Source organism: Flavobacterium hercynium (genome assembly GCF_002217285.1).
GTDB lineage: Bacteria > Bacteroidota > Bacteroidia > Flavobacteriales > Flavobacteriaceae > Flavobacterium > Flavobacterium hercynium.
Genome location: NZ_MUGW01000008.1, coordinates 275,900 through 291,637, shown reverse-complemented (window position 1 = coordinate 291,637; position 15,738 = coordinate 275,900). Strand labels below are relative to the sequence as shown.

12 protein-coding genes are annotated in these 15,738 nt (G+C 34.9%); 6 read left to right on the top strand and 6 right to left on the bottom strand.

Annotation, left to right across the window (positions count from 1 at the left end; translation table 11 throughout):
- Genes B0A66_RS04145 through B0A66_RS04135 form a run of 3 tightly spaced genes read right to left on the bottom strand, consistent with a single transcriptional unit; the run spans window position 1 to window position 5,954 of the window.
- The gene (locus tag B0A66_RS04145) at window positions 1-3,093 is read right to left on the bottom strand and encodes a SusC/RagA family TonB-linked outer membrane protein (RefSeq protein WP_089048586.1); all 3,093 of its coding nucleotides are present in this window, start codon (window positions 3,091-3,093) and stop codon (window positions 1-3) included.
- 45 nt (window positions 3,094-3,138) lie between these two features.
- Window positions 3,139-4,458 (bottom strand): xylose isomerase, encoded by a 1,320-nt coding sequence (gene xylA, locus B0A66_RS04140; RefSeq protein ID WP_089048585.1) that lies wholly within the window; start codon window positions 4,456-4,458, stop codon window positions 3,139-3,141.
- Between the two features lie 2 nt (window positions 4,459-4,460).
- The gene (locus B0A66_RS04135; protein WP_089048584.1) at window positions 4,461-5,954 is read right to left on the bottom strand and encodes a xylulokinase; all 1,494 of its coding nucleotides are present in this window, start codon (window positions 5,952-5,954) and stop codon (window positions 4,461-4,463) included.
- Window positions 5,955-6,348: 394 nt separating this feature from the next.
- On the opposite strand from B0A66_RS04135, the gene B0A66_RS04125 reads away from it, so the two are divergent.
- The 3 genes from B0A66_RS04125 to lepA all read left to right on the top strand — a co-directional run bounded on the left by B0A66_RS04125 (window position 6,349) and on the right by lepA (window position 9,768).
- Window positions 6,349-7,065, top strand: a complete 717-nt coding sequence (locus B0A66_RS04125) for an NUDIX hydrolase (protein WP_089048582.1) — start codon at window positions 6,349-6,351, stop codon at window positions 7,063-7,065.
- Between the two features lie 17 nt (window positions 7,066-7,082).
- Entirely contained in the window at window positions 7,083-7,808 is a 726-nt protein-coding gene (locus B0A66_RS04120; RefSeq protein WP_089048581.1) for an NUDIX hydrolase, read from the top strand.
- 163 nt (window positions 7,809-7,971) lie between these two features.
- Complete coding sequence (gene lepA / locus B0A66_RS04115) at window positions 7,972-9,768, top strand: translation elongation factor 4 (RefSeq protein ID WP_089048580.1); 1,797 nt, start codon at window positions 7,972-7,974, stop codon at window positions 9,766-9,768.
- A 99-nt stretch (window positions 9,769-9,867) separates the two neighbouring features.
- On the opposite strand, the gene B0A66_RS04110 is transcribed toward lepA, so the two are convergent.
- Complete coding sequence (locus B0A66_RS04110; protein WP_208862567.1) at window positions 9,868-10,656, bottom strand: zinc metalloprotease; 789 nt, start codon at window positions 10,654-10,656, stop codon at window positions 9,868-9,870.
- 385 nt (window positions 10,657-11,041) lie between these two features.
- Between B0A66_RS04110 and B0A66_RS04105 the strand changes: the two genes are divergently transcribed.
- Together B0A66_RS04105 and B0A66_RS04100 are read left to right on the top strand one after the other, a co-directional pair.
- On the top strand, window positions 11,042-11,659 hold the full coding sequence (locus B0A66_RS04105; protein WP_089048578.1) for an outer membrane beta-barrel protein: 618 nt from the start codon (window positions 11,042-11,044) through the stop codon (window positions 11,657-11,659).
- Window positions 11,660-11,770: 111 nt separating this feature from the next.
- Window positions 11,771-12,730: a helix-turn-helix transcriptional regulator gene (locus B0A66_RS04100; RefSeq protein ID WP_089048577.1), complete on the top strand. Its 960-nt coding sequence runs from the start codon at window positions 11,771-11,773 to the stop codon at window positions 12,728-12,730.
- 63 nt (window positions 12,731-12,793) lie between these two features.
- Here the strand turns inward: B0A66_RS04100 and B0A66_RS04095 are convergent, their stop codons facing one another.
- Window positions 12,794-13,273 carry a DinB family protein gene (locus tag B0A66_RS04095; RefSeq protein ID WP_089048576.1) on the bottom strand — a complete coding sequence of 160 codons (480 nt, stop codon included), beginning with the start codon at window positions 13,271-13,273 and terminating at the stop codon, window positions 12,794-12,796.
- Window positions 13,274-13,531: 258 nt separating this feature from the next.
- Here B0A66_RS04095 and thiL point away from each other — a divergent pair, with 258 nt between their 5' ends.
- Window positions 13,532-14,578: a thiamine-phosphate kinase gene (gene thiL, locus B0A66_RS04090; RefSeq protein WP_089048575.1), complete on the top strand. Its 1,047-nt coding sequence runs from the start codon at window positions 13,532-13,534 to the stop codon at window positions 14,576-14,578.
- A 608-nt stretch (window positions 14,579-15,186) separates the two neighbouring features.
- Here the strand turns inward: thiL and B0A66_RS04080 are convergent.
- Entirely contained in the window at window positions 15,187-15,720 is a 534-nt protein-coding gene (locus B0A66_RS04080) for a DUF2314 domain-containing protein (protein WP_089048573.1), read from the bottom strand.
- Window positions 15,721-15,738: the final 18 nt, after the last annotated feature.

Below are 15,738 nucleotides of genomic sequence, written 5' to 3'. Positions count from 1 at the left end.
TTAAAAGTTAACATTAAGACCCATCATATAAGATCTCGGTTGTGGGTAATATCCAACATCAATACCTCTTGCCCATTCCTGACCTACGTTTACGTTTCCAAAACCAATTTCCGGATCCATTCCTTTATATTTTGTAAAAGTGTAAAGGTTGTTAGCTGCAACGTACAATCTAAATTTGCTGAAGAAACTCAATTTGTCAGATAATTTTACTAAATCACATCCAATAGTTACGTTCTTAATTCTGAAGAAATCTGAATCCTGAACATATAAATCTGAGAACTTTGTATAGTTTCCATTAGGATCTGTTCCGTAAGTAACTCTTGGAGTTGTATTAGATGTTCCTTCAGAAGTCCATCTGTTTAATATCTCTGTTGTGTGGTTTGAGTAAGCACGAGTATAATCATGAACTCCAAAAACGTTTTGTCCACCAGCTGTACCATAAGTATTTACAGATAAATCAAATGCTTTGTAAGACAAGTCAAAATTAACACCGTATGTATAATCAGGATTAGGATTACCAACTTCTGTTTTATCATTAGCATCGATTTTTCCGTCTCCGTTTAAGTCAACAAAACGAACATCACCAGGAGAAGCATTTGGCTGAACACCTGCTGCAACCTCAGCTGCATTTTGGAAAACACCATTTGTTTGTAATCCCCAGAAATAACCCATTGGTTTTCCAACTTCAACACGGTTCATTTCGTCTAAACCTTGAAATAATAAGTTAGATTCTCCGTGAATGATTCCTTCATTGTTAGCAATTCTAAGTACTTTGTTTTCGTTATGCGAAATGTTTGCATTGATACCAAAATTCCAGCCTCCGAAACTTTTACGGTATCCTAAAGCAATCTCGTATCCTTTATTGCTTACGTCTCCACCATTAATATAAGGTGCTGTTGCTCCTGCATACGTTGGGATAGAAGCCAACACTAACCAATCTTTTGTTTTCTTATCGTAGTAATCGAATGTTAAAGTAAAATTAGTAAACAATGTAGCATCAAAACCTAAGTCTAATTGCTCTGAAGTTTCCCATTTTAAGTTACGGTCAGCAAGCTGATCAGGGCTTGAACCTACTAATACAGTTTCGTCTCCAGTTCCAAAGTGGTATCCTTTGTTTGTTGAGTTTACAACTGACATGTAAGCAAATCTTCTTGAGAACTGGTCATTACCATTTTGTCCCCAGCTCGCTCTAAGTTTAAATGTATTTAATACTGCGTTTTCTTTAAAGAAAGTTTCACGATCTAAGTTCCAACCTGCAGAGAATGATGGGAAAATAGCATATTTGTTATTTGGTCCAAACTCTGAAGATCCGTCTCTACGTACTGTAGCAGATAATAAATATTTGTTGTCGTAATCGTATAATAAACGACCAAAGTAAGACTGAATAGCATAATCTGTACGGTTACCTTTTACCACATTAGACGTTGGGTCTTTTGAGTTATCAAGGTAAGCATGAGCAAAGTCAGTAAAAATTAAATTTCTACCTTGACCTTCCATATAGTCTGCTGTATTCTTTTTAGCAGAAGTACCCGCTAATAAATCAAAGTTATGAGATCCTGCAAGTACAAACTTGTATTGTAATGTATTTTCAAAAATCCATCCCAGTGATTTTGTACCACTTTGAGTAACACTTGAAACCACATTGTTGTCGCTTGAAGAAAGAGAATAAACTGGTCTGAAAGAACGGTAATTACTATCTGTCATATCAACACCAAAACTTGTTCTAAACGTAAGATCTTTTAAGATTTTTAATTCAGCAAAAAGATTCCCTACAAAACGATTGTTTTTAGTTTGATTAAAGTTATTGTAGTATAATGACCCAACAGGGTTAGAAACGTCAGCAGAAATATTAGATCTTGCAAAATCTCCATTAGCATCATAAGGATTATCAATCGGAGCAGCGTTTATAAAGCTTCTGATTCCGTTACTGTAGATACCGTCATCAGCAACACCACTTGATTTAGTGTTAGAGTAAGTAAAGTTTTCTCCAATTTTCAAATAGTTTTCAATTACCTGTGAAGTTGAGTTCACACTAAAAGTAATACGGTCATAACTTGACTGATTATTTGCAGAACCAATCATACCGTCTTGTCCGTAGTAAGACAATCCTGTTGCAATAGTCGATTTTTTATCACCACCTGTAATTAATAAAGAGTGGTTTTGTTTTATTGCTCCGTCATTGAACAAATGATCTTGCCAATCTGTACTAGTACCATTTATTTGTGCCTGGCTGTACAAAGGTGTTAAACCAGAGTTTACACGAGCTTCGTTCATGATAGTAGTATATTCTCTTGTATTCAAAAGGTCAAGTCTTTTTGCAACTTGCTGAAAACCTGTATAGCTGTTTAAAGCGATATTCATTTTTCCGTCTTTACCTTTTTTAGTCGTTACAAGGATAACTCCATTTGCAGCTCTTGCTCCGTAGATAGAAGCAGCAGAAGCATCTTTAAGAACGTCGATTCTTTCGATAGCTGAAGGATCAAGGTATCCGATACCGTTATCAACAACAACACCATCAACTACATAAAGAGGATCACTTTTTCCTGCAGTACCTGCTCCACGAATGTTTACCACCATGTTTGCTCCCGGTTGTCCTGAAGATGAAGTTACGTTAACCCCTGATGCCTGACCTTGTAAAGCATTTACAACATCTAAGCTTGCTACTTGCTGAATATCTTTTCCAGATACTAATGATGTTGCAGCCGTGTTTACCTTTTTCTTTTGTGTACCGTAACCGATAACAACAATTTCTTTAAGTTCAGCTGTTTCACCTTGTAAAGTAACGTTTATTGTTCTTTGTGTTCCAACGGTAACCTTTTGTGTTTTATATCCCATAAAGCTTACTAGCAATACATCGCCGGCTTTCGCTTCAATTTTATATAATCCATCAAAATCAGTTACTGTACTTGCTTTTGACCCCTGCACTACAACTGTAGCACCCGGAACTCCCATGTTGTCGTCTGCCGATGTTACGTTTCCGCTTACGAATTTGGATTGCTCCTGAGCAAAACCGGACTGCCATGTAAATACGCTAAGCAACAGCGCCATACAAAACGGAAGCATTTTTGTTTTTATACAATATTTGCTTTTCATAATAATTAAGGATTGGTTAAATTTATAGATAGTTACTCTGATAATTTAGTATGCATTCGAAATGATTTGTTCGAATAATTCTTGTCTGCCGCTTAAAGGCTGAGGCTCTCCGCTTGCACGTGCAATTTTGCTTAAATCTTCAAGAGTCAATTCTCCTTTTTCGAACTTAGCGCCATTACCACCATCAAATGAGCTGTAACGTTGTGTGCGTAATTTTTTGTAATCTGTATTTTGTAAAATTTGATCTGCACAGATTAATCCTCTTGCAAAAACATCCATTCCAGATATGTGTGCAATAAATTTGTCTTCTAAATCGATTGAATTTCTTCTCACTTTAGCATCAAAGTTTACACCACCACCTTGAATTCCGCCACCTTCTAAGATTACCAACATTGCTTGTGTAACCTCTTGAAGATTAATAGGGAATTGATCTGTATCCCAACCATTTTGGTAATCACCACGGTTAGCATCAATACTTCCTAACATTCCGGCATCAACAGCAACTTGCAATTCGTGCTCAAAAGAATGACCTGCAAGTGTAGCATGGTTAACTTCAAGATTTAATTTGAAATCATTTTGAAGTCCGTATTTGTTTATAAATCCTAATGAAGTAGCAGCATCATAATCATATTGGTGTTTTGTTGGCTCCATTGGTTTTGGTTCGATCAGGAAGTTTCCTTTGAAACCTTCTTTACGAGCGTAGTCTTTACAAGTATTCAAGAATCTTCCTAAGTGGTCTAATTCTCTTTTCATGTCTGTATTCAACAAACTCATGTATCCTTCACGTCCTCCCCAGAAAACATAATTCTCACCACCAAGTGCGATAGTAGCATCGATAGCAATTTTTGCCTGAGCACCTGCGTAAGCCAAAACATCAAAGTTTGGATTCGTAGCTGCACCATTCATGTAACGAGGATTACTGAACAAGTTTGAAGTTCCCCACAATAATTTAATTCCTGATTCCTGTTGTTTTTGTTTTGCGTATTCAACCATTGTCTGAATACGAGTTTCAAATTCTGCTAATGTTGGAGCATCGTCCACAACATCAACATCATGAAAACAATAATATGGCAAACCTAATTTTGTCATAAATTCAAAAGCCGCATCCATTTTGTCTTTAGCTCTTAAAATTGCATTTTCATTTTTATCCCATGCAAAAGTTTCTGTAGAAGCACCAAACGGATCTCCTCCTGTATTGCATAGCGTATGCCAGTAAGCCATTGAAAAACGTAAATGTTCTTTCAGTGTTTTTCCGGCAACGACACGATTTTCATCGTACCATTTAAATGCTAATGGGTTATCACTTTCTCTTCCTTCGAACTTAATAGTATCGATGTTTTTAAAATATTGGTTCGTTGTGCTCATTATTATTGTTCTATTTTAATATGATTTTTCCATTCGTGATATAAATCCTGGTATTGATTTGTTAGGATTTTATTGGGTTCAATACGATCTAAACATTGCAATCCCTGAAAAGCTTCGTCGAGTGAATTGTAATATCCGTATCCGTAAGCAGCACCTCTTGCAGCACCTTCGGCACCAGAAGTGTTGTATAATTCTAAAGTTGTTTGGGTGGTATTGGTAAAGATTTCTCTAAAAACCGGACTTAAAAATAAGTTGGCATTACCTGCTCTTACTACTGTTCCGGATACACCAACCGATTTCATTACATCAAAACCATAATTCATAGCGAACACGATTCCTTCACATGCAGCACGAACTAAATGGGAAGGCTGATGAATGTTGAAATTTAAATTCTGAATTCCTGATGTTGCATTTTTATTATTGAAAATACGTTCAACACCATTTCCAAAAGGGTAAAAACGAAGTCCGTTGCTTCCTGCTTCTACTTTTGCAGCTTCAGCATTTAGCTTTTCATAAGCTATTAAATCAGCTCTGTCTACTGACATAATTTTGCGCAGCCATTGGTATAAAATTCCAGAACCGTTAATGCATAACATTACACCGTTATGTTTTTGAGTTTCTGTATTGTTTACGTGTAAAAAAGTATTGATTCTGTTTTGTTTGTCGTAAGCATCCTGATCGCTTACAGCATAAACGACTGCCGAAGTTCCGGCTGTTGTAGCTATTTCTCCAGGTTTCAACACATTCAATGACAAGGCATTGTTTGGCTGATCTCCTGCTCTGTAAGTTATTTTTGCATCTGGATTTAAGCCTAGTTCCTGTGCTATTTCCGGATGAACAGTTGCCTGAATTCCAAAGTTGGAAACAATTTCAGGAACGATGTCTGCCGACAATCCCATTTCAGAAAGAATTTCAGTTGCCAATTTCCCTTTTGAGAAATTCCATAATGCTGCTTCTGATAATCCAGAAGTACTTGTTTGGGCAATTTTTGATAATTTTGCAGCGATAAAATCACCTGGAAGCATCATGTATTTTGCTTTTTCAAAAACAGCAGGTTCGTTTTCCTTAACCCATTTCAATTTTGAAGCAGTAAAATTTCCCGGACTTCCCAAAATTTGCTGCTGACAATTTTCAGCACCCATTTTTGCATACACGTCATCTCCAATAAGAGCTGCACGGCTATCGCACCAAATAATTGAAGAGCGAACAGGATTTAAATTCTCATCCGTCAAAACCAAACCATGCATTTGATACGCAATACCAATTCCTGCAATTTTCTTTAAATCTATTGCTGATTTTGCTCCCAATTGTTTGATTCCGTCTTTAACAAATTGCCACCAGGTCTCCGGATCTTGTTCCGCCCAACCAAATTGGGGAGCAATGATTGGCATTTCAAAATCCGGAACGCTAACAGCGCCAATAATCGCTCCGTTTTCAGGGTCGAATACTGATAGTTTTATCGATGAGCTTCCTAAATCAATTCCTAAAAATAACATTTGTGGTATTTTAATTAATTATAGAATATATTTGTTTCTTTTTAACTTATGGTCAAACTGAGTTTAACTTATGGTTAACTTGACTACAAGTGTAAAACATTTTTTCTATATTAACAAAATATTAGATGTTTTTTTTTGCTATTACAATTAATCAATATCGATTATTACAGATATCCTAAAATAGAGTCTAAAATTGAAATAAAAAATGTCAAAAAAATAACGAATCAGCGATTTGACAATCAGTCATTTAAGACCTTTTTTCAAAAAACATTAAAAATGAGAATAAAACAATCAGCTGATTTTCAGAAAATTATTACGTTAAAAAAAATATAAGGTTTCAAAACAGTCAGTTATTCATTTTATTTATTTAATTTGTCAAAATTTTAGTTAGAATATGGTTAAAAATGTAGAGGATGATTCAGCTCTGAAAAATGAGCAGACTGCAATGAATGCAATCACGATTGACTGTGTTATATTTGGTTTTGACAAAGGAAGCTTGGAGGTACTTTTGGTACAACACGGAGAAGGAATCAGTAAAGGTAAATGGGGACTTCCGGGAGGTTGGATTTATAAAAAGGAAAGTACTGATAATGCAGCACATCGTTTGCTGAACGAACTAACGGGCCTTGATAACATTTATCTGGAGCAATTGAAAGCTTTTGGAGACCCTGATCGTTTTCCGCTTCGTCGTGTTATTACTATTGGTTATTATGCACTCGTAAAACGAGAAGACTATAATATTAAAGCCGGTTTTACGGCATCTGATGCCAAATGGTATAAAATCAATACTATTCCTGATTTAATTTACGACCACAACGAAATCTTATCTTATAGCCTGAGACATCTTCGCAACAGAGTTCGTCAGGCGCCAATCGGGTTTAATCTTTTACCTGAAAAATTTACCTTATTGCAGCTTATGCATTTATATGAGGAAGTTTTGGGGATCGAAATGGATAAATCGAATTTCAGACGCAAGATTCTTCACATGAAATTATTGGTTGAGCTTGATGAGAAACAACAGGATGTTTCGCATCGTGCCGCTAAACTATACAAGTTTGACCCTGCTATTTATAAAAAACTTACTGAAAAAGGATTCAATTTTGAGTTTTAAAATTTACTGAATCAAAAATGGAATCTTTACACGCCAAAAATAACAATCAAAATACCGAAGCAACCGGAACCGAAATTGTAGAAGAACTTTCTATTGACTGTGTTATATTTGGTTTCAACAAACAAAATCTGGAAGTGCTTTTGGTACAACATGCCGAAGGGGAGAGTATTGGAAAATGGGGACTGCTTGGTGGTTTGGTTAAAACTAAAGAAAGTACTGATAATGCGGCAAACCGGGTTGTATTCGAACTTACAAATCTCGAAAATGTTTATCTGGAACAGTTAAAAGCTTTTACAGATCCTGATCGTGTACTTTTTGAGCGTGTGATCACAATCGGTTATTACACTTTAATAAATCAGGAAGACTACAACATAAAAGCAGGCTCCAGAGTTACTCAGGCCAAATGGCGTAAGATTACGGATATTCCGGATTTAATTTTTGACCACAACGAGATTCTGAAATACAGTATAATGCATTTACGCAACAGGATTCGTCAGGCTCCAATTGGTTTTAATCTGTTGCCTGAAAAATTTACACTTTTGCAATTGATGCATTTGTATGAAGAAATTATGGGCGTTGCATTGGATAAATCTAATTTCAGACGAAAATTTCTTCACATGAAACTCCTTGTAGCACTCGACGAAAAACAGCAGGATGTCTCACACAGAGCGGCAAAACTTTACAAATTTGATGCTGCTATCTATAAAAAATTAACGGAAAAAGGATTTAATTTTGAATTTTAAAGTACAATTTTATCTTTAAGATCTAACTATCGGACAACTACATTCCAGAATCCAAAACTTTGCGCTATCTTTGCCCCTTAATAGTAGGCTTTAAAGTATTTACAGCAAAGCAAATTTATACCCAAAAATTACTAAAACTCTTAGAGAGAACTGAATATAGAAAATGAAAAAGATACGTAACTTTTGCATTATTGCACACATTGACCACGGTAAAAGTACATTGGCAGACCGATTATTGGGCGCTACACAAACGGTTACAGCTCGTGAAGAAAAAGCACAATTGCTTGACAACATGGATCTGGAACGTGAACGTGGTATTACCATAAAAAGTCACGCCATACAAATGGAATATACTTATAAAGGAGAAGAATATATTTTAAATTTAATTGACACTCCTGGTCACGTTGACTTTTCATACGAAGTTTCGCGTTCGATTGCTGCCTGCGAAGGTGCACTGTTAATTGTTGATGCTGCTCAGAGTATTCAGGCACAAACAATTTCGAATTTATACTTAGCCTTAGAAAATGATCTGGAAATTATTCCGGTTTTAAATAAAGTAGATTTACCAAGTGCTAACCCGGAAGAAGTTAGTGATGATATTATCGATTTATTGGGATGTAAATTAGAAGATATTATTCACGCTTCAGGAAAAACAGGTTTTGGTGTAGAAAATATTCTGGCTGCCATTATCGAAAAAATTCCTGCTCCTAAAGGAAATCCGGATGAGCCATTACAAGCTTTGATTTTTGACTCGGTTTACAATCCGTTTCGTGGAATCGAAGTAATTTTTAGAGTTGTAAACGGTCAAATCAAAAAAGGACAGAAAATTAAATTCATGGCCACCGGAAATGAATATTTTGCTGACGAAATTGGAACTTTAAAATTAAATCAGGTTCCTAAAAATGTTATTTCTTCGGGTGATGTTGGTTATTTGATTTCTGGAATCAAAGAAGCCAAAGAGGTAAAAGTGGGTGATACACTTACAGATGCCAAAACGCCAACAACGAATATGATTACAGGTTTCGAGGATGTAAAACCAATGGTTTTCGCCGGAATTTATCCTGTTGACACAGAAGATTATGAAGATTTGCGTTCTTCTATGGAAAAACTGCAATTGAATGATGCTTCATTGGTATTTACTCCTGAAAGTTCTGCGGCATTAGGATTTGGTTTCCGTTGCGGATTCTTAGGTATGCTTCACATGGAAATTATTCAGGAACGTTTAGAGCGTGAGTTCGATATGACTGTAATTACTACAGTACCTAACGTTTCGTATCTTGCTTATACTAAGAAAGATCCTGAAACTGCATTTGTGGTAAACAATCCTTCTGACTTACCTGAACCTTCCCGTTTAGACCGAGTTGAAGAACCTTTTATTAAAGCAACTATCATTACAAAAGCTGATTTTGTTGGAAACGTAATGAGTCTTTGTATCGAAAAACGCGGTCAAATTACAAATCAAACGTATTTGACTACTGAACGTGTTGAATTGAATTTTGATATGCCATTGGCAGAAATTGTATTCGATTTTTACGATCGTCTTAAAACGGTTTCTAAAGGATATGCTTCTTTTGATTATTCCCCTATCGGAATGAGAACTTCAAAACTGGTTAAGTTAGATGTTCTTTTGAATGCACAAACGGTTGATGCGCTTTCTGCTTTGATTCACGAAGACAATGCTTATAATATCGGTAAAAAAATGACCGAGAAATTACGCGAACTGATTCCGAGACAACAATTCGACATTCCGATTCAGGCTGCAATTGGTGCTAAAATTATTGCTCGTGAAACGATTAAAGCACTTCGTAAAGACGTTACCGCAAAATGTTATGGTGGAGATATCTCTCGTAAACGTAAACTTTTGGAAAAACAGAAAAAAGGTAAAAAACGTATGCGTCAGGTAGGAAATGTTGAAATTCCACAAGAAGCATTTATGGCTGTTTTGAAATTGAACGACTAGATTTTTTTTCTTTTTAGAAGAATATCGACAAATAAATATAGAGTAACCCGATGACTTATGTTATCGGGTTATTTGTTTTAAAAATGTAGATTCACCACATTAATTCGTTTTAGGATATATTTTTGCAATAGACTTTTTGTCTCCTTGAGACAACTTATAAGTTCTGGAAAAAGAAATATAATCTAAAATTAGACCGCTCGGAATGCTGTACATCATAATAGACTCTTTATCGAAGGCATCATAATCGACTTCATTAATTGAAAATTTATTAATAACATTCAAATCTACTTTCTCTTTATTCCATTTATATCTGTAATCATAGTAATAATATACAAAAGGTATATCCCATTGAAAAGACTTAAGAGGATGCTGAAGCTCATGTTCTAAGCCTAAAGCATGTCCGAATTCATGAAGAATAACTTCGCCTCCCTCCTCTTCATTATAATTCTTGCTCAAATTTGAAAAATTCATTGAAGGCTCATTTTGGCGAGTATCTTCAGAATTAATTCCTACAAGAGACCAATTTCCCTTACCCTTAAAAGATATTTTAATCTCTGCATACGCATTAGGTTCTACCCACTCAAATTTTAAATTAGCATATTTAGTCCATTCACTAGCGTATTTTTTCACCCGATCATGCTGATAGCTTACTCCATCTATAAATTTAATTTTTATAGTTTGACCTGGTTTCCAATATAATCCTTTATAGGAAACTCTCCCGGTCTGGTTTCTACTCATTTCGGGTTCGATCGTTGTACAAATATTCTCAATATCACATGATTCCATTTTTGCCATTTTTTCTCCCATCGTTAATTCTCGAGGCGATTCGGGCGATTCTGTGCTGCATGAAAATAATAGAACGCAACTTAATAATAAATAATTTTTCATCATATAAAGAATTTTAACATTAATGAGAATGAAAATAAACATTGTTAAAAAAATAATAAAATATTTAACAGTACAATAACTACTTATTAAGAAAAATAGTGTTTAACTCTTTAAATAAAGAATTAAAATAGACAAAATACTATCACTCTCACCGTCAATAAATACTCTTGTTACTAAGTAAAATTTAATGTTTTTAAAGATTACCTTCATTTTTATAATTAACGTATACAACATAATAACTCCATTAAAAATAAACAGGTAAATACTTATAAAAACAAAAGATTATTAACTCGATAACTTCATTCTTAATGCAATTGACTAGGATTTTGGAAGTTTAACTAATAAAAACATAATTTTAATCTTACAACATTTAAAAGCCATTATTATGAAAACTAAATTTTTTGTTATTTTATCGATGTTAACTTTCACATTCGCTCAAGCTCAGGAAGAGCAGCAAGTAGATTCTGAATTAAATTCTGCAAAAGGCGTTACCTTTCAGAACGGAGATATGTTTCTTGAAGGTGCTATAAAAATCAGTACAGGGGGCGATCAGGACTTTTACGGATTTAGTCCAAAGTTTGGATATTTATTAAATGATAAAGTTGCTGTTGGGGCAAAAGTAAATTACTCCAGCAATAAACTGGAATCTACTGACACTAAAACCAATGTTTTCGGAGTTGGTGCTTTTGCGAGATACTACTTTCTTGAATTAGACAAAAAACGTTTTAAAGCTTTTGCTGAAGCTGGTCTGGGTTACGGACGTAACAGAGTTGAAACGCCAACAAGCGACAACACCAGCAATAGTGTTACGGGAGACGTAACAGTGGGTCTAAACTATTTTGTTACCAAAAACATCGCGGTAACGTTTACACTAGCCAATGTTTTAGCGTATAATAGTGTTTCGCCGGAAGACGGTGTATCATCAAATACGTTTGATCTAAACATCAACTTATTTGAAAACATTTTCGACCAGCCACAGTTTGGTCTTTTATATAGATTCTAGATCTTTATAAAGTGAAAAGACAAAAAAGCTGTCCCAAATTGGGACAGCTTTTTTGTTTTCATAAACTTTGAACCTTTGTATCTTTGAACCTTTGTAACCTAAAAAGAAAAAATGCTGGACGAAACCCCAAAACGATTTGACCGGATTGTTGCTATTCTGATTCAATTACAATCTAAAAAAATTGTAAAGGCTCAGGAATTAGCCAATCGTTTTGAAGTGAGTCTGCGCACCATCTATCGCGATATTCGAACACTGGAAGCTTCCGGTGTTCCTATTTACAGCGAAGCAGGCGTTGGTTATGCTTTAATGGAAGGTTACAGATTGCCTCCTGTAATGTTTACTACCGAAGAGGTAAGCAGTTTTATCGCCGCAGAAAAACTAATGCAGAAATTTACCGATCCTGTTTTGGGATCACATTATGCATCGGCGATGTACAAACTGAAATCGGTATTAAAAAGTACGGATAAAGACTGGCTTTCAAATATCGAATCGAGAATCCTCATGCAGACACAGGATCCGATGTTTAACGATAATTCTCCCAATACTTTAGCGGTGCTTTTTGAAAGTATTTCAGAAAAAAAACAAATTCTGTTAACCTACAAAACTTTTGACAAGGAAGAAACCACACAGCGAAATCTCGAACCTGTTGGTGTATTTCATGATCATAATTGCTGGTACTTTTTAGGTTATTGCCATTTACGTAAAGATTACCGACAATTCAGAACAGATCGTATTCAGGCGATTAAAAAAACGGAAATTGATTTTACCATCGAACATGATGCACTGGAAACGTATTTAAACAAAACTCAAACCTTTCCGACTACTAAAGTCCGCATTTTAGTGGAAAGAAAGATTGCGCGATATTTAGCCTTTGAACGAAAGTATCATGGTTTTGTTTCGGAAAAAGAAGTTGGTGACCACATCGAAATGACCTTTATGTGTAAGGATATTGAAAACGGTTTTCCACGATGGTTTTTAATGTATGGTGATCATGCCACTATTCTGGAACCGGAACTTTTAAAAACGAAAACTTTAGAATTGTTAGACCGCAACAGAGAAAGACTTTTATAAAAAAACTCCCAACTAGAATTTATTTTTTCTATTGGGAGTTTTTTTTATTCGTTTTTCGGAAATCTATCTTTCCCAGAAAAATGGCGGTTCAATATTTAATGCTCTCAAATAAACATACGCCTGACCTCTGTGATGCACTTCATTATCAATAAAATACAAGATGTTCTGAATTACAGGAAATTCATATTGACCGAAAAGATTAAAGTTCTCACTGAAATCCTCTACCGATAATTGTTCCCAGTACTTGTTGATTTCGGCTGTTGCTTCGTCCCATTTTTCAAGATATTGCGCTTTAAAAATTAGTTTATCACTTTCTTCTGTAAATGGTTTAACTTCTTTGTTTACAATTCCTTTTAGTCCCGGACCTGCAATTGCCAATAGTTCATCGACCAATTTTGCAAACGGACGCATTCCGCCTATCGAAAATTCAAAGAAATCTTTCTCCGGAAAAAGCTGAATCAAACGTCGTGTAAGTGCTCTGTGTCCTTGCCAGTGTTTTAATAAATCTTCTGAACTGATAACTTGTGCTTCTAATGTTTTCATGATTGTAAGGTTTTAAATTTTTACTACTTCAAAAGTAAAATGAGCCGGTGACAACAGTTTGTCAGCAGGAAAAAAAATATTTTTTCTCCTGCTCACAAACGTAGAGACGCACAGCCGTAGAGACGCACTGCTGTGCGTCTCTACGTTTAAAATATTTACGTCTCAACACATAAATAGAACGTTCCTGTATAACACACCTTTAAGTTCGACAAAACCTTTGTACCTTTGCCCCTTAAAAACTTTGGAACTTAAAAAGAAATGATCGAAGATAAAAATCCGCAACGTACCAGCATAGCGCAATTAGGTGAATTTGGCCTTATTGAGCATTTAACCAAAAATTTTGATGTTACTCAGGAATCCACTTTAAAAAGTATAGGCGATGATGCGGCTGTTCTTGATTTTAAAGATAAAAAAGTAGTGGTTTCTACTGATTTATTGATTGAAGGCGTACATTTTGATTTGGCATATATGCCTTTAAAACATTTAGGATACAAATCTGTTGTGGTAAACTTGTCTGACATTTGCGCCATGAATGCACGACCAACTCAAATAACGGTTTCTGTTGCTGTTTCTAACCGTTTTCCACTAGAAGCCCTGGAGGAACTATTTGAAGGGATTACGCACGCTGCAAAAGAATACAAAGTAGATGTTATTGGTGGTGATACTACCTCATCGCAAAAAGGTTTAATTATTAGCATTACTGCAATTGGTGAAGCGAATGAAGAGGAACTTGTATATCGTAATGGAGCCAAACAAACGGACTTACTTGTTGTAACGGGTGATATTGGTGCTGCTTACATGGGATTACAGGTGTTAGAACGCGAAAAGCAGGTTTTTCAGGTGAATCCAAACAGTCAGCCTGATCTGGATATGTACAGCTACTTAATCGAACGTCAGTTAAAACCGGAAGCCCGCAAAGATGTTCGCACTTTATTACATGCTCTCGAAATCAAACCTACCTCGATGATTGATATTTCAGACGGATTATCGTCTGAGATTATTCACTTGTGCAAGCAGTCCAAAGTGGGATGTAATTTATATGAAGATAAACTTCCGCTAGATCCGCAATTTATCTCTACTTGTGAAGAGTTTAATATCGACAGTACAACAGTAGCGATTAATGGTGGAGAAGATTACGAACTTTTGTTTACTATTGACATTAACGATTTTGATAAAATAAAAGGAAACCCAAATTTCTCTATCATCGGACACATGGCAGACGAAAGCGAAGGCATTCACCTTGTAACAAGAGCCAATACTAAAATTGCTCTAAAAGCTCGTGGTTGGGATGCTCTAAGCGAATAATATACATTATCAAAAGCTTTTTCTGATTTAGATATTGAGGAAAATGGTAAAAGATAAATTCAACAAAAAAGAGGCTTTCGAGCCTCTTTTCTGTTTATTATAAACTATCCTTTTTTATAAATCTCCTAAACCTGTAATAGTAGTTTATATACAGTAACAAACAAGCGGTTGAAATTAAAACAACCGTTACATCAAAATTTTTCAAGTAAAGAATCGTAACGAAAAGAATTACAGGAATCAGAAAAAAGGAAAGAAAACGGTACCGCGCTTTGTTTCTAATGGTCTCTACTAAATTTAAATAAACAGGAAGTGTTGCGATAAAGAAATACAAAAATAATAAAAGACCTAAAATAAAATGAATCAGTAATGGAGACACTCCTATTGCATGATTATTAACTTCTTCCTTTTCAAAATAAGTTTTGCTAATAAACAGGGCAATTACGGCAAAGAAATCTAGGATCAGAATCGTGAAAAATGTATTTTTTATCAAAAAATTAAAAATTTCTTTATTGTCGTTTTTGTTCATAAGGTTTATAATATCTAAATTCTAATTTACGATACAAGTGTACTTAATGTTTTCTTTCATTTTGTTAACACCTGTTTTATTACTAGTCGAATATCAGGTGACTTTCAGCATCAAACTGTTTTCTCTCGGCTGCTGTCATTCTATTTCTCAAAAGACGAAGCGTATATCCTCCCTTTACAACACCATTATCCAAGTACAACCAATCTGAAACTTCATCATTACTAATTTCAGTAATATCATCATACTTTACATCTTTAGTATATTCTGGCACATTCTTTACAATACCAACATACTTATTCTTTTTTTCATAAACCATTATATTTGCGATCCATAATAATTCCACTCCTTTGTAGCTTTGATATCCTTTTTTTAGTGAAAAACCTTTTAAATTAGAATTTTCACTTCTTATTGCAGTCTCAAATTCGTTGAAGGTTTGCTTTGCTTTTAAAATAGCATTTGCCATTTCGATATCATCATCTTCAACCTTAAATATACTTGCAGCTTGTGTGGCTCCAGTTTTTTCGACATTATTTTTTACTTGTGCTTGTATCACTATCGAAAATATAAAAAATAGTATTACTTGTAAAGCTTGCTGTTTTGAGTAGTTATTCTGCATTTGTTTGTTTTTTAATAT